The 22,699-nt window shown below is 60.5% G+C and carries 19 protein-coding genes; 9 read left to right on the top strand and 10 right to left on the bottom strand.

Annotated features, from left to right (window positions below):
* Positions 1 to 85 precede the first annotated feature (85 nt).
* Together LKE65_RS13085 and LKE65_RS13090 are read left to right on the top strand one after the other, a co-directional pair.
* Complete coding sequence (locus LKE65_RS13085) at positions 86 to 1,105, top strand: NAD(P)/FAD-dependent oxidoreductase (protein ID WP_278741640.1); 1,020 nt, start codon at positions 86 to 88, stop codon at positions 1,103 to 1,105.
* Positions 1,106 to 1,245: 140 nt separating this feature from the next.
* Complete coding sequence (locus LKE65_RS13090) at positions 1,246 to 2,502, top strand: D-amino acid dehydrogenase (protein ID WP_278741642.1); 1,257 nt, start codon at positions 1,246 to 1,248, stop codon at positions 2,500 to 2,502.
* A 135-nt stretch (positions 2,503 to 2,637) separates the two neighbouring features.
* Here the strand turns inward: LKE65_RS13090 and LKE65_RS13095 are convergent, their stop codons facing one another.
* Positions 2,638 to 2,931, bottom strand: coding sequence for a hypothetical protein (locus tag LKE65_RS13095; protein WP_086645179.1), 294 nt, complete (start codon positions 2,929 to 2,931; stop codon positions 2,638 to 2,640).
* A gap of 368 nt (positions 2,932 to 3,299) precedes the next feature.
* Positions 3,300 to 5,120: a translational GTPase TypA gene (gene typA, locus LKE65_RS13100; protein WP_086645368.1), complete on the bottom strand. Its 1,821-nt coding sequence runs from the start codon at positions 5,118 to 5,120 to the stop codon at positions 3,300 to 3,302.
* Between the two features lie 165 nt (positions 5,121 to 5,285).
* On the opposite strand from typA, the gene LKE65_RS13105 reads away from it, so the two are divergent.
* Positions 5,286 to 6,566 carry an MFS transporter gene (locus LKE65_RS13105; RefSeq protein WP_244896354.1) on the top strand — a complete coding sequence of 427 codons (1,281 nt, stop codon included), beginning with the start codon at positions 5,286 to 5,288 and terminating at the stop codon, positions 6,564 to 6,566.
* Between the two features lie 77 nt (positions 6,567 to 6,643).
* Here LKE65_RS13105 and LKE65_RS13110 read toward each other — a convergent pair whose 3' ends face one another.
* The 5 genes from LKE65_RS13110 to LKE65_RS13130 all read right to left on the bottom strand — a co-directional run bounded on the left by LKE65_RS13110 (position 6,644) and on the right by LKE65_RS13130 (position 11,808).
* Complete coding sequence (locus LKE65_RS13110) at positions 6,644 to 7,876, bottom strand: SMP-30/gluconolactonase/LRE family protein (RefSeq protein WP_278741643.1); 1,233 nt, start codon at positions 7,874 to 7,876, stop codon at positions 6,644 to 6,646.
* Positions 7,877 to 8,005: 129 nt separating this feature from the next.
* Complete coding sequence (gene pyk / locus LKE65_RS13115) at positions 8,006 to 9,466, bottom strand: pyruvate kinase (RefSeq protein WP_278741644.1); 1,461 nt, start codon at positions 9,464 to 9,466, stop codon at positions 8,006 to 8,008.
* Positions 9,467 to 9,501: 35 nt separating this feature from the next.
* The gene (locus tag LKE65_RS13120) at positions 9,502 to 10,512 is read right to left on the bottom strand and encodes an SH3 domain-containing protein (protein ID WP_278741646.1); all 1,011 of its coding nucleotides are present in this window, start codon (positions 10,510 to 10,512) and stop codon (positions 9,502 to 9,504) included.
* A gap of 134 nt (positions 10,513 to 10,646) precedes the next feature.
* Positions 10,647 to 11,042 carry a DsrE family protein gene (locus tag LKE65_RS13125; RefSeq protein WP_278741647.1) on the bottom strand — a complete coding sequence of 132 codons (396 nt, stop codon included), beginning with the start codon at positions 11,040 to 11,042 and terminating at the stop codon, positions 10,647 to 10,649.
* Positions 11,035 to 11,808 (bottom strand): HesA/MoeB/ThiF family protein, encoded by a 774-nt coding sequence (locus LKE65_RS13130; RefSeq protein ID WP_278741648.1) that lies wholly within the window; start codon positions 11,806 to 11,808, stop codon positions 11,035 to 11,037. The genes LKE65_RS13125 and LKE65_RS13130 overlap by 8 nt, the downstream gene beginning before the upstream one ends.
* A gap of 191 nt (positions 11,809 to 11,999) precedes the next feature.
* Here LKE65_RS13130 and LKE65_RS13135 point away from each other — a divergent pair, with 191 nt between their 5' ends.
* Positions 12,000 to 12,620 (top strand): DUF2939 domain-containing protein, encoded by a 621-nt coding sequence (locus LKE65_RS13135; protein ID WP_095349120.1) that lies wholly within the window; start codon positions 12,000 to 12,002, stop codon positions 12,618 to 12,620.
* 77 nt (positions 12,621 to 12,697) lie between these two features.
* Here LKE65_RS13135 and LKE65_RS13140 read toward each other — a convergent pair whose 3' ends face one another.
* Entirely contained in the window at positions 12,698 to 12,925 is a 228-nt protein-coding gene (locus LKE65_RS13140) for a DUF3126 family protein (RefSeq protein ID WP_086645366.1), read from the bottom strand.
* 243 nt (positions 12,926 to 13,168) lie between these two features.
* On the opposite strand from LKE65_RS13140, the gene LKE65_RS13145 reads away from it, so the two are divergent.
* The 3 genes from LKE65_RS13145 to LKE65_RS13155 all read left to right on the top strand — a co-directional run bounded on the left by LKE65_RS13145 (position 13,169) and on the right by LKE65_RS13155 (position 17,915).
* The gene (locus LKE65_RS13145; protein WP_278741650.1) at positions 13,169 to 13,687 is read left to right on the top strand and encodes a hypothetical protein; all 519 of its coding nucleotides are present in this window, start codon (positions 13,169 to 13,171) and stop codon (positions 13,685 to 13,687) included.
* 220 nt (positions 13,688 to 13,907) lie between these two features.
* Positions 13,908 to 15,788, top strand: coding sequence for an alginate export family protein (locus LKE65_RS13150; protein ID WP_278741651.1), 1,881 nt, complete (start codon positions 13,908 to 13,910; stop codon positions 15,786 to 15,788).
* A 168-nt stretch (positions 15,789 to 15,956) separates the two neighbouring features.
* Positions 15,957 to 17,915 (top strand): OPT family oligopeptide transporter, encoded by a 1,959-nt coding sequence (locus LKE65_RS13155; RefSeq protein WP_278741653.1) that lies wholly within the window; start codon positions 15,957 to 15,959, stop codon positions 17,913 to 17,915.
* A gap of 32 nt (positions 17,916 to 17,947) precedes the next feature.
* On the opposite strand, the gene LKE65_RS13160 is transcribed toward LKE65_RS13155, so the two are convergent.
* The gene (locus LKE65_RS13160; protein ID WP_278741654.1) at positions 17,948 to 18,757 is read right to left on the bottom strand and encodes a universal stress protein; all 810 of its coding nucleotides are present in this window, start codon (positions 18,755 to 18,757) and stop codon (positions 17,948 to 17,950) included.
* A gap of 170 nt (positions 18,758 to 18,927) precedes the next feature.
* Here LKE65_RS13160 and LKE65_RS13165 point away from each other — a divergent pair, with 170 nt between their 5' ends.
* Positions 18,928 to 19,716, top strand: coding sequence for an alpha/beta fold hydrolase (locus LKE65_RS13165; protein ID WP_278741897.1), 789 nt, complete (start codon positions 18,928 to 18,930; stop codon positions 19,714 to 19,716).
* Positions 19,717 to 19,741: 25 nt separating this feature from the next.
* On the opposite strand, the gene LKE65_RS13170 is transcribed toward LKE65_RS13165, so the two are convergent.
* Positions 19,742 to 21,394 (bottom strand): NAD(P)/FAD-dependent oxidoreductase, encoded by a 1,653-nt coding sequence (locus tag LKE65_RS13170; RefSeq protein WP_278741655.1) that lies wholly within the window; start codon positions 21,392 to 21,394, stop codon positions 19,742 to 19,744.
* 214 nt (positions 21,395 to 21,608) lie between these two features.
* Between LKE65_RS13170 and LKE65_RS13175 the strand changes: the two genes are divergently transcribed.
* Complete coding sequence (locus tag LKE65_RS13175) at positions 21,609 to 22,697, top strand: cation diffusion facilitator family transporter (RefSeq protein ID WP_278741656.1); 1,089 nt, start codon at positions 21,609 to 21,611, stop codon at positions 22,695 to 22,697.
* Positions 22,698 to 22,699 lie beyond the last annotated feature (2 nt).

A 22,699-nucleotide genomic window follows, 5' to 3' on the forward strand; every position in this document is an offset into this window, starting at 1 on the left:
TGCCATTTGCCATTGCGTCCAAACCGGCGCTGACGCAAAACAGGGCTTTGAATCTTAGCATAACCTTAAGAGCAGGACCCTGCGCATGTCAGTCATCCCCGCAGAAACAGACGTAGCCATTATAGGGGCAGGCCCGGCCGGGCTGTTTGCCGCTTTCCAATGCGCCATGCTGCGCCTGCGCTGCGTGCTCATTGATGTTCTGCCCGAAGTGGGCGGCCAGTGCGCGGCCCTTTACCCCGAAAAACCGATTTACGACATTCCCGCCTGCCCCGCCGTGGAAGGTGCCGAACTGATTGCCAATCTGGAACGCCAGATTGCCCCGTTTGATATTCCCCGCCTGCTCAAGCACCGGGTCGAGGGGCTGAGCGGCCAGCGCGGGGACTTCTCGCTCACCACGGACAAAGGCGCTCAACTGCACGCCAAGGCCGTGATTATTGCCGCCGGTGCTGGCGCTTTTGGCCCCAACCGCCCCCCGCTGGATGGCCTTGGTGCGTATGAGGAAAGTGGCGCGGTACAATACTACGTGCGCCGCAAGGCAGACTTCCAGAACAAGCGCATCGTGATTGCTGGCGGCGGGGATTCCGCACTGGACTGGGCGCTCTCCCTCAAGGATACGGCTGCAAAGCTTTATCTGGTACACCGGCGTGACCGCTTCCGTGGTGCACCGGAAAGCCTGCGCCAGCTAGATGAAGCCGTAGCCGCCGGGCAGATTGAAAAAGTGGTGCCCTACCAGCTCCACGGCCTGCAAGGCAGCAATGGCGCACTGAACGGCGTAGATGTGATTGACATGGACGGTGCCACCCGCACGCTGGAAGCCGATGTGCTGCTGCCCTTCTTTGGTCTGGCAACCGACCTTGGCCCCGTTGCCCGCTGGGGAATGGATACCCAGCGTTCCACCATTCCCGTTACCCCCTCCAATTGCGAAACAAGCCTTGCTGGCATTTTTGCCATTGGGGATGTGGCAACCTACCCCGGCAAGCTCAAGCTGATCCTGCAAGGCTTTAGCGAGGCTGCCATGGCCGCCCACGCCATTCATCCCATCATTTACCCCGAGCAGGCCCTGCACTTTGAATATTCGACCAGCAAGGGCGTTCCTGCCGCGTAATCTGCGCCGTTCAACCTGCCGGGCAGCCTGCCATAATGCCACCGCCTTTGCCGGGTAGGGGGTAAAGGCAGGGTGTCCCGCAGGCCCCGCTTCCATACTGGCGGGAGAGTTCTCTCCCATCCTCTTATAAGGATGAAGCCGTGAAAATCATTATCCTTGGCGCAGGCGTGGTTGGCGTAACCTCTGCTTGGTATCTCAACGCCCAGGGGCATGACGTAACCGTTATAGACCGCCAGCCCGCCCCTGCCCTGGAAACATCTTTTGCCAATGCGGGTCAGGTTTCACCCGGCTATTCCTCCCCCTGGGCAGCACCCGGCCTGCCCTGGCAGGCCATGACATGGATGCTGCACCCCCGCCACAGCCCGCTGGTCATTCGCAAACGGCTGGACCTGGCCATGCTGCGCTGGCTGCAGCAACTGCTGAAAAACTGCAACGCGCAGTCTTACGCACTCAACAAGGCCCGCATGCTCCGCGTGGCCGAATACAGCCGCGATTGCCTTGACGCCCTGCGCGAGGAAACCGGTATGACCTATGATGACCGACAGCAAGGGCTGATCCAGCTTTTCCGGACGGACCAACAAATCAGCAAAAGCCAGCGCGACATGCGCCTGCTGGCCGAAAGCGGCATACCCCACCAGTTACTTGGCGTGGACGACATTCTGGACCAAGAACCGGGGCTACGCCATTCAGCCCATCTGCTCAAAGGGGGGCTGTTCCTCCCCAATGACCAGTCGGGGGATGCGCATATCTTTACCCAAAGGCTGGCCCGCATGGCCGAAGCCAAAGGGGTGCGCTTTCTTTACAACACCACCATCAAGGGGCTGGATGCCACGGCAGGCACGGTTGTTTCCGTCAGGACCAGTGCCGGGCACCTGAGCGCAGATGCCTATGTTATGGCGCTGGGCAGCTACAGCGCCCGTCTGCTGCGCCCACTTGGGCTACATCTGCCGATATACCCCGTTAAAGGCTATTCCCTGACCCTCCCCTTAACAGATGAGAGCCATGCCCCGGCTTCTACGGTGAATGATGCTTTCTACAAAGTATCCATCACACGGCTGGGCAACCGGATACGGGTGGGCGGCACGGCGGAACTGACCGGGTATAACCTCAAGCTCAGCCCCGACCGGCGGGAAACACTTGAACTCTCTTTTTCCGAACTCTATGGCGGGGGCGACCTGAGTGCCGCCACATACTGGACCGGCCTGCGCCCCTGCACACCCGATGGCACACCCATTATTGGCCCGGCCACGCCCTTTGGGAACCTGTGGCTCAACACAGGCCACGGCACATTAGGCTGGACCATGGCCTGCGGCTCCGGCCGCCTGATAGCAGACATGATTGATGGCCGCAAAACCGACATTCCTGCGTTGGATCTGGCTTTAACCCGCTACGGTTAAACGGCGGCCACCAGCCAGCAGACACAAGAAAAGGGCCGGAGAATTTCTTCCCCGGCCCTTTTACTTTTAAGGCTCTTATGCCTCCACATCACCGATGGGCTGGCTTATGCCACCCCACCGCTGGATATGGCAGACTTACTGAGCGGATTCAGCAGCCGGAGCAGCTTCACCTTCAGCAGCCTTCTTGGCGCCTTTTTTGGCGTGGTGCTTGCTGCCATGCTTGGCATGCTTTGCGTGCTTTTCAGCTTTCTTGCCTTCTTCAGCTGCTGCTGCGGGAGCTGCGGCTTCAGGAGCGGCGGGAGCTGCAACAGCCGGTGCGGAGGGAGCAGCAGGCGCTGCAGGTGCTGCGACTTCCTGTGCGAAGGAAGGAGCGGCAGCGCCCATCAGAGCGACTGTGGAAAGAGCTGCGAGCAGACGACGAGAAATCATTTCTTAAATCTCCAATACAACCGGCCAGAATTCCTTGAGTTTTACTGCACCATCCCGTGCAAAAAACATCAGCCGGTTTCTGACTACATGCATAACACGGCATAAACAGGCCGTCTGCGTTTAAAATTTGCGCAACATTTTCACTTATTATGAGTTTAACGCACTCGCGCCACATTTTTGCCTTATTGTGGGAGTCCCCAACAAAAAAAACCGCACAAAAATGGCGGTTTTCCTTGGCTTTATGAAGAAGCACTTAGTTTTCAGGTCTGTAATGCACCCGAAAAAAGTGATTCTTGCCACAGAGTAACCTTAGTTCGCCCGTGCCCACAAAAAACAAGGGCCACGCTTGCGCGTGGCCCTTGGGTCAATCAGCCTTCGCGGCTTTTGGACCGCTTTTTACGCTCGTTCGGGTCCAGATAACGCTTACGCAGACGAATGGCCGAAGGGGTCACTTCCACCAGTTCATCGTCTTCAATGTAAGCAATCGCCTGTTCCAGAGACATGCGGCGCGGCGGGGTCAGCATCAGAGCGTCGTCCTTGCCGGATGCGCGCATGTTGGTCAGCTTCTTTTCACGAACCGGGTTAACTTCCAGATCGTTTTCACGCGAATGCTCGCCAATGATCATACCGACGTAAACTTTTTCGCCAGCATCCACAAACAGCGTGCCACGTTCTTGCAGGGAGAACAGGGAGTACGTTGTGGTGTTGCCATCTTCAGCCGAGATCAGCGAACCATTGCGGCGCCCTTCAATGCTGCCAGCATAAGGCTGATAGCCATGGAACAGACGGTTCATGATACCTGTGCCGCGCGTGTCGGTCAGGAATTCGCCGTGGTAGCCGATCAGCCCGCGTGAGGGGATGATGAAGGTCAGGCGTACCTTGTCCCCACCGGAGGGGCGCATGTCCTGCATCTGGCCTTTACGCAGAGACATCTTCTCCACGACCACGCCGGAATAGGGCTCGTCCACGTCAATGGTGACTTCTTCGTACGGTTCTTCGCGTTCACCGGTTTCTTCGTTCGTGCGGAACAGCACGCGCGGACGGCCGATGGTCAGCTCAAACCCTTCACGGCGCATGGTTTCGATCAGCACACCAAGCTGAAGTTCACCACGGCCAGCCACTTCAAACGCTTCGCTTTCGGGGCTGTCGGTCACGCGAATAGCAATATTGCTTTCGGTTTCCTTGAACAGACGGTCACGAATCTGGCGGGACGTTACCTTTTTGCCTTCACGGCCACCCAGAGGGCCATCGTTCAGGCGGAAGGTCATGGACAGGGTCGGCGGGTCAACCGGAATGGCGTGCAGCGGTTCCACAATTTCAGGTGCTGCAATCGTATCCGGAATGGTAGCTTCGGACAGACCGGCCACGGCCACGATGTCCCCTGCTTCCACTTCTTCAACCGCAACGCGTTCAAGGCCACGGAAGGAGAGCAGCTTGGTCAGACGGCCCGTTTCAACCACGGAGCCATCTGCGCGCAGCACCTTGACGGGCATGTTCACACGGGCACGGCCCTGTTCGACACGACCGGTGAGCACGCGCCCAAGGAAGTTGTCGTTTTCAAGGATTGTGGCCGTCATGGCGAACGGCTTTTCCTTGTCCAGCACGGGGGCGGGCACATGCTTGAGGATCAGGTCGAACATGGGGCTGAGGTCCTTGCGAGCCCCTTCCAGTTCCAGATCGGCCCAGCCCTGACGGCCAGAGGCGTACAGCATGGGGAAGTCGAGCTGTTCGTCATTCGCGCCAAGGGCTGCGAACAGGTCAAACACTTCGTTATGAACTTCGTCGGGGCGGGCATCGCCACGGTCGATCTTGTTCACGACCACGATCGGCTTGAGCCCACGGGCCAGAGCCTTGCCCACAACGAACTTGGTCTGGGGCAGAGCGCCTTCTGCAGAGTCGACCAGCACAACCGCGCCGTCCACCATGCTCAGAATACGTTCCACTTCCCCGCCAAAGTCGGCGTGTCCGGGGGTGTCGATAATGTTGATGCGGGTATCTTTCCACACAACAGACGTGCATTTCGCCAGAATGGTAATACCACGCTCACGTTCCAGATCATTGCTGTCCATGGCGCGTTCAGCAACGTGCTGATGCTCGTGGAAAGAGCCAGACTGTTTCAGCAGTTCGTCAACGAGAGTGGTCTTGCCATGATCGACGTGTGCAATGATGGCGATATTGCGGATATCCATGAAGTCGGCCTGATTGCTCCTGCGCGCCTTACCGCCTCCTCCGTGCTTGAAAGGGCGGTCAGCGATCGCTGTGGTGTTTGCGTGGCGCACAGATAGCCCTCCCCGCACCAGAATGCACGTAAAATTCTTATGTCTGCCCCACATGGGGGTTGACCTGAGCCCTGTGTGCGTCAGAACCAGAGCGCCACGGCACAGGCCCGATACCCCGATCCAACGGGTTCCCCCCTGTGCGACTCCGCTGGTCTTTTTTGTTTTACGCCGCACCCGCCAACAACCCGGAAGGACCGCATGCCGGGCCACGCCCCCCCTTTAAATCCGCGCATCCAGTTCTGGCCCACAGCCACACTGACGTTTATGGGCCTTGTTTTTGGGCTGGTCATGGGCCTGGGCGCTCCCCTTTTTACGCTCGACCTGACAGATCTGGGGTACGGCACGGGCATGGTGGCGGCCAACAGCATGATGCATGCACTGGGCGCGCTGGGCATTGCGCCCTTCATGCCCCGTCTGGCCAGACGCCTTGGGCCACGGCGTGCCATTTTTCTGGCTCTTATGGGGGCTGGGGTTACACTTCTGCTTTTTCCGCTAAGCCATTCCATCTGGCCGTGGTTTCCGCTGCGTGTGCTGCTCGGGGCCTTTTGCGAGGTCATTCTGGTTCTCTCTGAAAGCTGGCTAAACCAGATAACAGACAACCATGCACGCGGCCGGGTGATGGGGCTTTACAACACACTGCTTTTTATTGGCATTGCCATAGGCCCGGCCCTGCTCAGCCTGACCGGCCGACAGGGGAACCTGCCATTTTTTGCCACTGCGGCCCTCCTGCTGCTGGGAGCTGCCGTAACACAGGCCCCATGGATGGTGGCCCCACCTCCTGCGGCGCCGACGCGGCACCGGCTCTGGCGTTACCTGTGGCTGGCCCCCATTGCCATTACCGCAACATTGCTGATTGCCATGCTGGATGCCGCAGCCACGTCCTTTCTGGCACTTTATGCCATCCAGTCCGGCTGGAGCGAGCGGGCAGCCACCCTGCTGCTGAGCGTGATGCTGCTGGGGGCAACGGTCATGCAGGTGCCCATTGGCTGGATTGGAGACAGAACCAACCGGCGGTCCCTACAGATCATTCTGGCATTGCTGGCCTGTGGTGGCGCGTTGCTTTGGCCTTTGGCCATGCACCAGCCTGCTTTTGCCTACCCGCTTATGTTTGTGTGGGACGGAGCATTTGCCAGCCTGTATTCCGTTGCCATGGCCGCCGCAGGCAACCGCTACCGCGATGGAGACCTGATTGCCATATACGCCTTGTGCTCGCTGGCATGGGGGCTGGGCAGCTTTACCGGCCCGGCCATAAGTGCTGCAGCCATGCAGGCCAGCCCCCACGGGCTTGCCCTTTTTGCCGCCACTTTGTGCGGGCTGTTTGCCCTGCTGCCCCTGATTTTGAAAAAGAGCGTGTAATACGCTCCCAACCTGCCGTGCCGCTACTTATCCTGCCGCAAAGCCCTATTTACTGGCTTTAAAAAACAGAGGAGTGCTCAGGCCGGGCCAGCGCCTTGGGTATTCACCTGAAGGCTGTAAAGAGCCCCCCCTGCGCACATGAACAGCCAGTCCCGCTTGGGGCCGCCAAAGGTCAGGTTGGACACACCATGTGGCAGGCGGATGCGCCCGATCAAATGCCCTTCGGGGTTGAAGATGAACACCCCGCACAGGCCAAGTGGGCCGCTTACGCCACACCAGAGATTGCCATAAATATCGGCCTTGAGCCCGTCGGGAATCATCTGGACCCCTTCAAAGCGCATATTGGTAAACAGCCTTGGATTGGAAAGGGGGAGTTCCTGCCTGTGCAGGTCAAACTCATGCACGGCCAGGTCCCCATCATGCCCGCCGGCCCCACTCTGCCGCCCTGTGGAAATAACGTACAGATGCGAAAAATCGGGCGAAAAACACAACCCGTTGGGGTTGGGCAACTGGTCCTGCGTTAACACGACATCAATCCGCCCCGAAGGATCAACCCGGAACGTATGGTCGGGCTGTTTGCGCATGCCGCCTACAGCGCCGATCAGTTCCTCCCCCACCCGCCAGCGAATACGCCCATCGGGGTTGGCCTCCCCCCCGGCAGCATCAGCGTGGCCTTCTGCAACGCTGGCTCCGTACCCCGGGTCCGTAAACCAGATACTGCCATCGGGGTGGGCAATCACATCATTGGGGGAACTCAGGGGTTTGCCCTCAAAATGGTCAGCCACCACATGCACCGACCCATCATGCTCCCAGCGCACGACGCGGCGTAAAAAATGCTCGCAGGAAATCTGGCGGCCCTGATAATCAAACGTATTGCCGTTGGAATGGTAGGATTCCGGGCGAAAAACCGTAACCTCGCCTGTCTCCCACAAATAGCGGTACTGTCGGCTTGTTACCGTATCGCTAAACAGCAGGTATCGCCCTTCGGAGGACCATGCCGGGCCTTCTATCCACGTCCCGCCATTCCACACACGATGGATGGTCGCATTACCACTGACCAGATCGCGGAAAGAACGGTCAATAACCACCACATCAGGGTCTGGCGCGTAGGAAGGAGGCGCTTCCGGCCCCCATTGCCGGGGTGGCTGGGTGGTTACATCTGGCGGGAAAGCAGTCGCAGCGGCACCTGCACTGGCGGCCAGAGCTTTCTGGGGCATGCTCAAGCGTGGCAGCAGCAGACCGGCAGACAGGCCGGACAACCCCCTGAGCACATTGCGCCTGACCAGCCTGTTCCGTACTGAGGTTACCATCCAAGTCCCCTGCGCCTTACCCTGCCAGCAGGCCGCCCATACGGCCCACGTCTGGCCCCGCTTTCCCGCACATACCCTGCAACGGGGGGGGCTGTCACCACCAGCAGGTTCCAGCATAGCGCATAGCGCTCAGGGGATTCTGGCAACCCTGAGCAGGTTGGTGGAACCACTCACGCCAAAGGGCACACCCGCAGCGATCACGACCGAATCCCCCGGAGCGCCAACCTGTGCACGGGCCACAACAGCCAGAGCCTCTTCCACCATGCGTTCTACCGTGGTGGATGCCGTGTGCGGCGGGCTGACAAACGCCCGCACGCCCCACACAAGCGCCAGCCGCCGTGCGGCCTGCGCCGTGGGCGTAACCCCCAGCACGGGGCAGGTCGGGCGTTCACGCGCAATGCGCAGGGCCGTGGCCCCCCTGTGCGTGTACGCCACAATGGCGGGAGAGCGCAGAGTAGCCGCAACCTGCTGGGTTGCACTGGCTATGGCGTCGGCCACATAGTCTTCCGGGGCAAGGCGGGCTGCGGCCATATGGGCCTGCCAGCCTGCATCCTGCTCCACCCGCCATAAAATACGGTTCATGATCCGCACCGCCTCACGCGGGTATTGCCCTGCGGCCGATTCTGCCGAGAGCATGACTGCATCGGCCCCATCAAACACCGCAGCAGCCACGTCCGATGCCTCGGCCCGTGTGGGGGTTGGCGCGGTTATCATGCTTTCCAGCATCTGGGTGGCCACCACCACCGGTTTGCCCAGCCTGCGGGCCTCGCGGATAATCCGTTTTTGAATAAGGGGCACACTCTCTGGCGGCAGTTCCACCCCCAGATCCCCACGCGCCACCATAACCGCATCGCTCAGGGCCAGAATGGCAGACAGGTTTTCTACTGCCTGAGGTTTTTCCAGCTTGGCCAGCAATGCAGCCCGCTCACCCACAAGACTGCGGGCCTGCACCAGATCTTCGGGCCGCTGCACAAAGGAGAGGGCCACATAATCTACCCCCAGCTCCAGCGCGTAGGCCAGATCCACCTTGTCCTTTTCCGTCAGGGCCGGAATGGGCAGCGCCACATCGGGCACATTCACCCCTTTATGGTCGGAGAGCGGGCCACCAATTTCCACCCGCGTTGCCAGCCAGTCCGGCCCGGCCTGCTCCACCACTACAGCCAGTTTGCCATCATCCATCAACAGACGGCTGCCCGGTGTGGCCACCTTGATAATTTCGGGGTGGGGGAGCTGCACGCGCGTGGCGTCCCCCAGTGTGCCGGACAGGTCAAACCTGAAAGGCGCACCCGGCACCAGTTCGACCTTACCATCCTTAAAACGCCCGACCCGCAGCTTTGGCCCCTGCATGTCGGCCAGAATACCAATCGGGCGCCCCAGTTCGGCCTCGACCTGCCTTACAAACGCGTAGCGGCTGGCATGGTCGGCATGTGTACCGTGGGAGAAGTTGAAGCGGAACACATCCGCCCCTGCCAGAGCAAGGTCACGGATGGTTGCGTAATCGGATGAAGCAGGGCCAAGTGTTGCAACAATTTTGGTGCGACAGGCCACTGCCTCTGTTTTTTTGCTATCCGGCGTTGTGACAAGAGACATAAAGCAGCTTCTCCTTAACAATCCGCCGGAAAAATTCAGGAGGGGCTGATCACGTCCTCAGCATCCACACCCCAGATGGCCCGGCGGGGCACCCATCCGTTATATTGCTTGACCGAGACCTTGCACCAGGCCGAGCCTGCTGCACACTCCCGGACCGAGCCAACCGTACCCGGCCGCAACACGGCCACTATGGCGGCATCTTCGCTGGCACCGGCGCGCATGAACACCACACCGGGCATTTTTGCCGCATCCTGCGCCGTGCCAACACTGGCAATAACCCGAGCATCCATATGCCCCGGTGGCAAGGCCTTCTCGCCTTCCTTGCTGGCCTGCGCGGGCAAGGGTGTTTCATCCCCCGGAGGTTCACCGGGGATCAGAAAATCGCGTCCGCCAGCCAATGTGGCCTGCTGCATCCAGCCTTTTTGCCCGCTGGGGTCTTCTACCAGACGCCAGACATCAAATTCCCGTTCCACCCGCACCGGCATACCCCGGCGGTGATAGACCCACAGAATGGGAAAACGCTGCCCCGGCCCTGCCCGCATGTTTACTTCATCCGAGCGCAGGGCGGCATAACGTGGCAGCGGCAGGCCGGTTACACTCCCCTTTGCGGGGTCGTTCTGCACACCTGCATCGGGTGCACCCATGTCGGACGTGCCGGAAGCAGGCGCTGCCACAGCGGCACCTGCCGCAGCCGTTGCAACAGCCGCACCCGCAGCAGCCGCGGCAACATGATGGTGCGCAGGAGCATGGTGTGCGGGCTTGGCCTGCGCGGTGGCGGTCTCATGTTTTTTGTGATGCGCGCCTTTTTTGCTGCTCCGCGTAGCAGCGGCCTCATGCTTGCCTTTGGTTTTGGCCTTGCCGCTCCCGGCCTTGTGCGCGGCTGTGGCCTGTGGGGCCGTCAGGGCATGTTTGTGGTGCTTGTGGAGCGGGGGTGCCACACCATCGGCCGCAACACCGGCAGACGCCGTGATGCCAGAAAAAGCTGCCATGCAGCCCGCCACGCAGGCAAGCAGACGAAACCGGAAAGAGGAACGAGTGCACATCATGGCTGCATCCCTGCCAAGAGAGTGACGCGGGGGCAAGAGGCCGCACACACTTCGCGCATGACTTTACGTTTCACAGCAGAACAGACTTGCGCCACAACCCTGTTCAAACCTGCCTTTGCATGCGCGCTCGCCCTTTAAAACACGAGTTGTCTGGCACGGCCTGCGCGGTCAAAAAAACTCGGCAGCCCTACGGTTTCAACCCCTGCCAGCAGGTCCTGCGCATTTAAGCCCAGTGTTTTTACGCCGGAGTCGCACACCATAAGGGTTGCCCCCATATCCACGACTGCATCACGCAGGTCATCCAGCCCGGCAACACCTGCCTGCGTGCGCATACGCGCGCCTTCGGCCGCATCAAGCCCATTCCATTCCCGGCAAAAGGCGCAAACCCCGGCCCCCATGCCAAACAGCAGAACAGTCTGCCCCATGGCCGCAGCCGTGGCTGCCAGCATGTAAGCCGCATGAATACGCTCGTACCGGGACTCCACAACCAGCAAGGCCAGATCGCAGGGGGGAGTATGCGCCTCAACCATGGGCGTGCCCTCCGCCACAGACGGTGCAGGCCGGGTCCGCGCTCAGGGTCATGGTTGTAAACTTCATGCGCAGGGCATCCCACATCAGCAGTTCCCCGGCACCAGCATTGCCTAAGCCCAGTATCTGCTTGAGTGCCTGCGTTGCCTGTAGCGTGCCCATAACCCCTGTTACCGCGCCAAACACACCGGCATCACCACAGCTCAGGCCGGATGCCTGACCGTCTGTTGCAGGGTACAGGCAGTTATAGCACCCGCCACCCTGTGTGGGGCTGAATGTGGCCAACTGCCCTTCAAACCGTTGTACTGCGGCGGAGACCAGCACCTTGCCAGCCTGCACGCAGGCAGCGTTAACCGCGTAACGGGTAGCAAAGTTGTCACACCCGTCACACACAAGGTCATACTGAGCGACAAGGTCTTGGGCATTGCCGGCATTGAGCCGCATATCCCATGCCTCCACCACAATTTCGGGGTTCAGGGCAGCCAGTTGTTCACGCGCGGTGTCCACCTTCTTGCGCCCCACCGCGCGCGTGGTGTGCAGCACCTGCCGCTGAAGGTTGGACAGTTCGACCACATCATCATCCACCAGACCGATTCGGCCCACGCCTGCGGCAGCCAGATACAAAGCCGCTGGCGCACCCAGCCCACCGGCCCCCACCACAAGCACGGAGGCGTTTTTTAACGCGACCTGCCCCGTGCCGCCGACCTCGGGCAACAGAATGTGGCGAGAATAGCGCTGGATTTCATTTTCGCTGAGGTCAAGCTGCATGGGTCTTTTGTATCCGCTCCTGAGTAGTCCGGGGGCATACACGCCCCCATACACGTTATGGACACCCTAACACTGTGTAACAAAGGTCATATTTTTGTAATAACGCATGGAACCGTACACATTATTATCTGGTTAGAAGAAGGTAACTGGTTTATAAGAATTGCACCAAACGCATATGAGGAATGTGTAACATGACAACCTTCACCCAGCCCGGACCCGCAGTCCGGCCAGCCAGTCTGCCCCGCCGCCAGACCGCGCGCCGGGTGTGTGTTGCCACGGCAGCTGCGTCGTTTGGCCTGTATCTGGCCTCCCCTTTTGTCACGTTGTGGTCTGTTGCTTCCGACCTGCAACGCCACGATGCCACAGCCCTTGGGCGGATGATCAACTGGGGTGCGCTTGATGCCTCACTCAAACGGCAGACGCTGGCTGGCCTGCACCTGAACATCCAGCCCGCAGCGGATGAACTGCCCGATTTTGGGTCGTCCTTTGCCACAACAGCCGTATCCAACGCGGTGGATACCACAGTCACACAAGCCAACCTTGGCACATTGCTGGATGAGGCCCTGCCTGCTGCCACCTCTGCAGAGCAGCCTGCCACGCCCTCTTTTGCATCGCTGGCCACGCGGGCTTCGGTCCATTTTAACCGGCTGGACCAGTTTGTTATGGAAATGCCCCTGCCCGGCCATGAGCGCGAAACGCCCCTGCGCGTTGAATTACGTATTCAGGGCTGGAAGTGGAAAATTACCAACGTGGAATTCCCCATGCGGCGTGCGCCCGTCATGCAGGCATCGGCCACCCCTTCCAACGCCTGAATAACAGGCCGCACTGAACCCATAAAAAAAGCCAGCCCTCCCTTGCGGAGGACTGGCTTTTTTACTGGCGCTGCGGTTCAGGCGCGAGGCAGGTCTTCTTCCAGCACCACCATGTTTACGGCGTAGCTGACATCACCATCTTCATCATCACGATGAACGGTGCCGATGACTTCGCCCTTTACGGCCAGTTCGACCGACATGCCTGCACGCGGGGCCGGGTTTACGGTCAGTTCAGGCGAACCCAGCAGGCGGCGCAGCGCGCTCTGGAGGCGGGTGATCTCTGAAGCAGAAAGAGAAGCGCTCATGTCATTCATTCCTTAGTCGAGCCAAATCATGCATCAGGAAAAACGGAACACGGGGCATACCCGATCGCCCCACAAACGGCGAACGACCATTAACCCGGCGTGCGCGCCTTCCGATCTGTTCCGCACCCTATAGGCCATCCCGCTTGGGCGGGGCAACCTTTGGCAGCCGTGCCACGCCCTTGCCATGTCCACGCCATTTTCCACCGTGCAACTGTCTTTCTCACCAAGGGAGATACCTACACCGTGCGAGCACTGCGCCCTCTTTTGTCTGCCCTGCTGGTCTGCCTGTCGGCTGGACTGTGCGTTATGGCCACGCAGGACAAGCCTCTGCCACCCAGCATGCAGAGCGACAAAACAGACCATGTGCTGTACATGGCAACGCATGATAGCGTTGCCCAGACAGCTACAGCACTCTCCCGCCCCCATGGGTGGGACGATGTAATGCAGGCTCTGGCACAGGGCAGGCCGGAAGCCGCCCGTATTGTGGCAACCGTTCTGCCACAGACCGATGCCCGCACAGCCCGGACGGTAGAGCACACGCTGCAACGCCTGCTCCCCCGCCAGCCTGCAATGGTGCTGAGCGCGACCGAACCCAACGCCGCCGCAACGGGCAGTACCAAAAACATCTGCTCCCCCACGGGCATGTCCACCACATGGCGCAAAAAGGCAGAGCAGGCCGTAACCAAGATGCATGACATCCGCCTGGCTACGCGCACGCAAACCTGCCTGCATACGCTCCAGCGCCGAGTTCCGTCTGCCTGAGTTGTGTTTTTTCTAACAGTTTTTGAAAAAACACAGATTCGTTAACCAGATTTTTCCAATTTTTTTATCGAAGTGTGGCGCTGTATTCCGTATAAGGGATGCAGCACACGCAAATGCGATATGACATAATCGCATTTATAGCAATAATGATAATATAAGCCATTCAATAATTGAATGAATTGCCAGACCTAATAAAAATAACAAGAAGTGACCTCGGCCCATGACCGTAATCACCGACCACACCACTCCAAAACCAGCCAGCACCACACGTTACCCCCTGCCCGGCCCGCGTTGTTACGCTTACTCTGTCGCCCTGCGCACGGGCCTGCTGGCCTCTGGCTCGGCCCTGCTCTGCCTGTGGACTGCCCCCGCCGGGGCCGAAACCGCGCCCAATGCGGCGTATCTCCACATGCCGCACACGCCACCTGCCACACAGCAGAGCACGCAGCCGGACACGACGACGACAACAACAACGACCACCACCGTAACCGCCCCTGCACAGATTACGGGGGCCCGCATTGTTACCGTGACACCCCCTGCTGCCACGGCCCCACGCCCCGGATTTTGGGATAACAGCCGCCTGCTCCCCCCCCTGACCAGCCGCCCCGAAGCGTATGGCCAGCCGCAGTCGCTCGAGCTCACCCCCCTGCCAACAGCATTGCTGCATCAGGGCCCGTGGGGGGTGTTCAACGCCAATACGGGAGCCGCTGCGGGTTTTGGCACCGTGGGCTATTATGCCGTCTCCCGCTGGGCGGAGGACTGGTCCAGCCTGCGTGACAAACGCAACCGGCTGGACCCCATGGATGCGCTCAAATACATCCCGTTCAACACAAACGGTGATATTTACCTGACGCTGAGCGGCAACTTCCGGCAGCATAATTTTTATGACCAGCGCGCAGGTTTTGGCTCAACCAAAAAAGAACCCGCTTACCGCAACAACTTCCGCTGGAACGCTGGGGCAGACCTGCATCTGGGCGAGCATGTGCGCCTGTATGGTGAGTTAATGAGCGGTCAGGCGGCGGGGATCAATTACTACGGCTATGCCGGGGGCCGCTGGCGCAGCAGGCTGGATGCACAACAGGCTTTTGTGGAAGTGCGCGGCAGGGTGCTTAACGCCACCGTGGGCGGCATGGCCGGGCGCATGACCTTTTTGGATGCACCACCCTACTTTACCGCAGGCAGCGTGTACCCCTCCGTGCCTTATTCCTGGAATGGTCTGCGCGGCTATGCGTTCTGGAAAAACTTTCGCATAGACGGGTTTTATTTGACCCTGACCAACAACGCGCCTTCGGCCATGTTCCATGATCAGGTCGGCTGGAACTCGCGCCTGTTCGGGGCCTATACGTCCTATGCGGTGCCCAGCTTCAAGTTTCTGGGGCGCAACAGCCAGATTTTTGTGGATACGTTCTATCTGGGGACCATTCTCTCCAAAAGCCCCCTGCCCTCACTGGCTGGTGGCTCCATTGCCGGCTCCACCCACCGCGACACACCGGGCACACGCATATGGGGTAATGCTGGCCCGCTGGAATTTTCGGTCGGGGCCATGTGGCAGAGGGGTGAGTTCCGTGCAGCCAAAAACGGACCAACCCGCCCGGTTTCCGCCTATGCCATTGATGCCACGCTCTCCTGGCGGTTTGCAAAATGGCCCGGCCACCCTGCCATTGGCATACAGGTGGACAGTGTTTCCGGCGGGAATATGCGCAAAGGCCAGCGTAGCTCCTGGGGCAGCTTTTTGTCCCCCTACGTGCCCAGCGCCTACTACCTGGATATGAGCACCTATATCGGTCAGTCAAACCTGATTGACGTAGGCCCCATTGCCACCATTGCCCCCACCCCCAACACCACCTTGCTGCTCAAGGTGCCCGCCGTGTGGCGCAACAGTCGGCAGGATGCCATTTATGCCAGCGGCACCGCCTTTTATGCCTACCGCCCGCACGGGGCCTACACAGCCACCATGCCACAGGCCAGCTTTACCTGGCGTGCCACGCGCCACATTACACTTGGCATTGATGGGGAATACATTTTTGCCTCGCACACCATGACCAACGCCGGAGCCACATCTGGCGCCTTTGTGCAAAGCAACATTGAACTGACCTTCTGACCCGCTTTGGGGCAGACAAATCCCTGTGAGCATCGTATGTGCACAAAAGAGCGGAGGATTGCGGCCTGCCCGCAAACCCTCCGCCCTTAGACCGTACGCGAGGGAACGCCAGACCACCCGTATGATGGATGGCGTAACCTCCATGACCCTCCGGGAGAGACAGGACGCATGGCCAGCCCGAACCCCCAACGGGAACTCACACTCCGTGGTCTGCTGCTTGGCGCGCTTATTACCATCGTATTTACCGCCTCCAATGTGTATCTGGGCCTGCGGATCGGGCTGACCTTTGCCTCATCCATACCCGCTGCGGTTATTTCCATGGCCGTGCTGCGCCTTATGGGTGGGGGCACCTTGCTGGAAAACAACATGGTGCAAAGTCAGGCTTCGGCTGCGGGCACCCTGTCCTGCGTGTTTGCGACCTTTCCGGGGCTGATTATTGCCGGGTTCTGGACGCATTTTCCCTTCTGGCAAACGGCGGGGCTGTCCTTTGCTGGCGGGGTGCTGGGGGTACTGTTCACCATCCCGCTCCGGCGTGCGCTGGTCACGCAAAGCAGCCTGCCCTACCCCGAAGGCGTGGCCGCAGCCGAAATCCTGCGTGCAGGGGCGGACAAGAGCAACCAGCGCGGCCTGCAGGCATTGATCAGCGGCGGGGTCATGGCCTCTGTTTTTTCGTTTTGCAGCGGCGGCCTGCGCCTGCTGGCCGATGGGCTTAACCTGACCGCAAGTGCGGGGAGTGCCGTATTCCAGCTCAGTGCCGCGTTTTCCCCCGCCCTGATCGGGGCGGGGTATCTGGTTGGCCTGAGCGGGGGCATGGCCATGCTAACAGGCTGCATACTGGCTTGGGGCGTGGGTGTGCCCTGGCTTACCAGCCTGTTACCCAACCCCGCGCACCTGCTCCCCGCCCAGTTTGCGCAGGACATATGGCTGCACAAGGTCCGCTTTGTGGGGGCTGGTGCCATTGCCATTGCCTCCCTCTGGACCCTGATCGAGCTCATGCCCCCCGTGCTGCGGGGCATACGCACCATGCTGCAACGCACAACGGGCCTGACCGCCACAACAGACAAGGACCTTTCCGCCCGCACCATGGGGGGGCTTATGGTGGGGGCCATGCTGTTGCTGACTGGTTTTTTTGCCGCATTTCTGGCCCCCGTGGCTCACGGGTTCTGGCCTATTGTTGGCGTAGCTGTGGTATTCTGCGTTGTATTCGGCTTTGTTATGGCCGCAGCCTGCGGGTACATGGCGGGTATTGTGGGGTCATCCTCCTCCCCCATTTCGGGCATTATCATTATTGGCGCAGTCTTATGCGCACTGATGATTCTGGCACTGGAAGCTCTGGGCCTGACACCTGACGCCATGATGGCAGATGGCCAGAAACTGGCCACAGCGTTTACCATCCTGCTCCTGTCGGCCATTACCGCCACCATCGCCATTTCCAACGACAACCTGCAAGACCTCAAGACCGGCCAGCTTGTGGAGGCCACCCCGTGGAAGCAGGAAGTCGCACTTATAGCGGGCTGCCTTGTTGGGGCTGCGGTTATCCCGCCCGTTCTTAACCTGCTGTATCAGGCATACGGGTTTACTGGCGCCATGCCCCGCCCCGGCATGGACCCGGCCCATGCCCTGTCTGCCCCCCAACCCGCCCTGATCACCCTGATTGCCAAAGGCATTTTTACCCATTCCCTGGACTGGACCATGCTTTGCGTTGGCATGGGGCTGGGGGTGGGGCTGGTCGTGCTGGACCTTGGCCTGCGCCGCCGGGGGCAGGCTCTGCCACCGCTGGGGGTGGCCGTGGGCCTGTACCTGCCTGCCTCCGTCAGCCTGACACTGGCCTGCGGAGCCATACTGGGGTGGGTGCTCAAGCGGATCAGCCGTAACCGGCATGCTGCCAGCGCCGCAGGCCAGAGCAGCCCGGAGGGTGGTTCCACCGGCACCATGCTGGCATCTGGCTTTATTGTGGGGGAAAGCCTGACCGGGGTGTTACTGGCTGTTCTTTCCGGCGCCACAGGGCGGGATAATGCTTTTTCCCTCGCCGCCTTTGTGCCCCAGAACGTACCCGCCATTCTGGGCACGCTGGGTTTTGGTGCATTGTGCTGGGCCTTTGCGCGCAAAACTCTCCGCACACCCTGAACCCCCTACCAGACGGCCAGCCGCCAAGGCCATTAGTGCTGTAACAGCACCGGCACACGGGGATTGGCCAGAATATAGTCGGTCGCACTGCCCATAAGCCGACTATAGAGCATGTTATGCTGGTACCCCCCGATCACCAGCATGTCGGCACGGAAGGTTCCGGCCATATCCAGCAGGGTTTCTCCCACATTGCGGCTATCCGCAACTGGCTGCTGGGTTACGCTTACGCCGGGCAGAATATCCAGCGGCAACGGGTCGGTGGCGGATACGGCAACCTCAACCGCCTCGGCCGCCCCCACAAAGGAGCGGGCGGCAAAAAACGCGCGGCGGCAGGCGGGGGTGTCTTTCCATGCCATGAACATGCGGTTCCCGCTGGTCTGCTCCCAGAATGGGGGCACAAACAGAACGGGGCGTCCGGATTCAAAAATGGCGGCACGGGTGGCCACATGCTTCTGTGCGCTGTCCCGGTTATCGGGGAAACCCAGAATCAGCAGGTCGGCGTCCTTGCCGTAACCTGCAATAATGCGGTCCACCGTAATTTCGGGGTCCAGCCAGTTGACCTCCACCTTGCCCAGCCGGTCTGCGGGAGTGCCATATTCCTGCGCCAGCCATTGCTGGAAGCGGGTATGCAGGGCATCGGCCCATTCGCGCTGTTGAGCCCGCAGGGTCTGGGCCTGTGTATCGGAAAACCCTATGCGCCCCAGAATCTGCTCCGGAGGTTCCCGCGCGGCCAGCACATCAATCCGCTGCATCCCCCGGATACGGGTGAGCGCCTGCGCCGCCATGCCCAGCAAAACCTCGGTCTGGTCCAGTTGGCTGAGAATAACAAGGCACCGTTGCATGCACGCCCCCTCTCGCACACCATAAACTATGGGGCTGACTGTGGCACACCTGCCCTCTCTCTGGAAGGTGAAGAAAAAACAGCCCTCTGCCCCTCGCATTCAGCGGCAAAGCTGGGCAAAACTGCCCCACCATGCGCCATACGCGCCAGAGCAGAGGAAAGAGCAGAACAGTGTTGCTAAACGTGAGCGAGCGCGGCCCCGAACACCCAACGCCCGAAAAAACCCTACCGGTTGTGCTGCTGCATGGTCTGTTTGGCCGGGCGCGCAATCTGGGTTTTGTGCAGCGCAAGCTGGCCACAACCCGGCGTACACTGGCCATGGACCTGCGCAACCACGGCAACAGCCCCCACGGCCCCATGAGCTACCCTGCCATGGCGCAGGATGTGCTGGACACAATGGAGCACCTCCACGCCAGCCCCGCCATTATGCTCGGGCACTCCATGGGGGGCAAAACCGCCATGATGGCAGCCCTGACCCACCCAACCGCCATACGCGCCCTGATTGTAGTGGACATTGCCCCCGCACAGGGCGGGTTTGACCGGCTGGACCTGCCCGACAATCTGGAGCAGCTGCAATTCCCCCCGCATCTGGACCAGCGCAGCACCAACGACCTGCTGCGCCCCTATATTGCAAGCGATGCGGTGCGCCAGCTTATGGCGCAGAACATACGACAGGGGGATAATCCCGGCTGGGCCATTGGCCTGCACGATATTCAGGCCGCCATGCCCGACATTATGGGCTGGCCCCACCTTGCCCCAGATTTACGCTATGAAGGGCCAACCCTGTTCATTCGTGGGGAAAACTCGCCCTATATCAGCCCGGGTAATTACGCCGCCATGCGGGCACTTTTTCCCAACCACCGGCTGGAGAGCATTCACGGTGCGGGCCACTGGGTCCATGCCGATGCCCCCCAGCGCTTTACCGAACTGGTGGAAGAGTTTCTGGCCAATATTCCCTGAAGCCCCGTACGCGTGGGATAGGCCCTTACGCCAGAGTAACCGGCAGGCCGGCCATATCCTGCGCAACGGCCTCGGCCATGCGAATACCGTCCATGGCGGCGGAGAGGATCCCCCCGGCATACCCGGCCCCTTCCCCCGCAGGGTATAGGCCCGGTGTGTTGACGGACTGGCCATTCTCCCCCCGTGGCACACGGATGGGGGAGGACGTGCGGGTTTCCACCCCGGTCATGACCGCGTCATCCATGGTAAAACCACGCAGTTTACGCTCGAACCGGGGCAGGGCTTCTCGCAGGGCTTCCACCACAAAATCCGGCAGGCAGGTGGACAGATCCGCTGGTGTTACTCCCGGTTTGTAGGAGGGCACCACATCCCCCAGCGCGGTGGAAGGACGACCGGCCAGAAAATCCCCCACACGCTGGGCAGGGGCGCGGTAATCCCCACCCCCGGCCAGAAATGCCTGCCGCTCCCAGTGGCGCTGGTAGGCAATACCTGCCAGCGGGTCATCCGGGTAATCCTCTCCGGGGCGCAGTTCCACCACCATGCCCGAATTGGCGTTCCGTTCGGCGCGGGAATACTGGCTCATGCCGTTGGTAACGACCTGCCCTTCCTCCGATGTTGCCGCCACAACCGTACCGCCGGGACACATGCAGAAGGAATACACACCCCGCCCATTGGCTGCGTGGTGGACCAGCCTGTACTCGGCGGCCCCCAACTGCTCATTGCCTGCGCTGGGGCCAAACTGGGCCGTATCAATAACCGATTGCGGGTGCTCGATCCGCACCCCCATGGAAAAGGGTTTGGCCTGCATGCTCACACCCTGTTTTTGCAGCATGGCAAACGTATCGCGCGCACTGTGGCCCACGGCCAGCACAACATGATCTGCCGCAATCACCTCCCCACTGGAAAGGCGTACCCCTTCCACCTTGCGGGTGGATGCGTTGAGCAGCAGGTCATCCACTCTGGCCCCGAAGCGGTATTCTCCACCGGCCTGCTCCACCTCCTGACGGATATGCTCCACCATGGACACCAGCCGGAACGTGCCAATATGAGGGTGCGCCAGATACAGAATATCCTCCGGGGCACCAGCCTTTACAAACTCCTCCAGCACCTTGCGGCCCAGAAAACGCGGGTCCCGCACCTGACTGTAGAGTTTACCATCGGAAAAGGTACCAGCCCCGCCCTCACCAAACTGGACGTTGCTCTCCGGGGTCAGCACGGAGCGACGCCACAGGGCAAACGTGTCCACCGTGCGTTCACGCACAACCTTGCCACGCTCAAGCAGTAAGGGCCGCAGCCCCATGCGGGCCAGAATCAGGGCGGCCATAAACCCGCATGGCCCGGCGCCGATAATAATGGGGCGTTTATACCCTTCTGCCGCGGCAAGGGCTGCGCCATTGGCAATGGGCTCATGCCAGGCCATGTCTGGCGCGGGTTGTACGTGGAGGTTGCCGGGGTGCGCGCTCCGGTAACGGGCCAGCACATCTGCCTCGTCCCGCACGGCGCAATCCAGCGTGTACACAAGCCATATGGCAGAGCGGCGGCGTGCGTCATGCCCGCGCTTGAACACGGTATAGTGTTCCAGCGCATCCGCACCAATGCCCAACCGCTCACAGATCGCCTGCCGGAGTGCCTCGGGCGGGTGGTCCAGCGGTAGCCGCAGTTCAGTCAGACGGAGCATGGGGCGTGTTCATCCAGTATAATTGCAAGTGGGGCCAAACGATCCTTTGTCCCCTTCCCTATTCTGGAACGGCTTGGGCGTGCAACGTCTGCCGCGCAATCGGTGAGGGAATATTCCACTTCTATTCCGCACCAACCCACCCTACATAAGATGGCACCCCCGGAACGGGGCCTCTCCCCCACGGCCCTTTGTGTGAATGAAAGCAGCCAGAGCCATGCCAGCCCCAGACATGCACACGCATGACCATGCGGACCACTCGGGTTGCGCAGGCCATGCCAGCCCCCCGCCCTGCGCCCACGGTCATGAGCATGAGCATGAGCATGAGCATGAGCATGAGCATGAGCATGAGCATGAAGGTAACGGGGCGGCCTGCACGCACAAGCACGGATTTGGCCACCACCATGTGCACACGCCGGCCTCCTTTGGCACGGCTTTTGCCATAGGGATTGCCGTTAACTCGCTCTATCTTGTAGCCGAGGCCATATGGGGCGTTTATGCCCATTCGCTCTCGCTCATAGCCGATGCGGGGCATAACCTCTCAGACGTGCTCGCACTGGCTGCTGCCTGGCTGGCCGAGCACCTCTCACGCAAAAGCCCGACCGTGCGCTTTACCTACGGGTTGCGCCGCTCCTCCATTCTGGCAGCACTGGCCAATGCCATTATTCTCATGCTGGTTACTGGCGGCGTTGCGTGGGAGGCCATCCACCGCCTGATGCACCCAACCCCCGTTGCAGGCATGACCATGATGGTGGTTGCAGGCATTGGCATTGTGGTAAACGGGGCATCCGCCATGCTGTTTGCCGCCGGGCAGAAAGGGGACCTGAATATTCGGGGGGCTTTTTTGCACCTCATGGCCGATGCCCTGACATCCCTTGCCGTGGTTATTGCCGGGGGGCTGGTACTGCTGACCCATGTTGCATGGATAGACCCCGCCATAAGCCTTGCCATTTCTGTTGTGGTGGTCCTGAGCACATGGTCCCTTTTGCGGGATTCGCTGGATATGGCGCTGGATGCTGTCCCGCGTGAGGTGGACCCCGGTGCAGTGGAAAGCTTTTTGCGCGGCACCCCCGGCGTTGCCGACCTGCATGACCTGCACATCTGGCCCATAAGCACGACCGAAACCGCCCTGACCGTGCATCTGGTCCGCAGCGCAAACGCGGCAGATGTGCCAAGCGATAGCCATCTGCTCGACACACTTGTCACCACCCTGCGCAAGCGCTTTGGCATTGCCCACCCCACCGTGCAGATGGAAACACAGGATTACAGCCCCACGTGCCACCTGTCTGACCCGCACACCGTCTAACA

The organism is Acetobacter fabarum, assembly GCF_022483405.1.
Lineage (GTDB): Bacteria > Pseudomonadota > Alphaproteobacteria > Acetobacterales > Acetobacteraceae > Acetobacter > Acetobacter fabarum.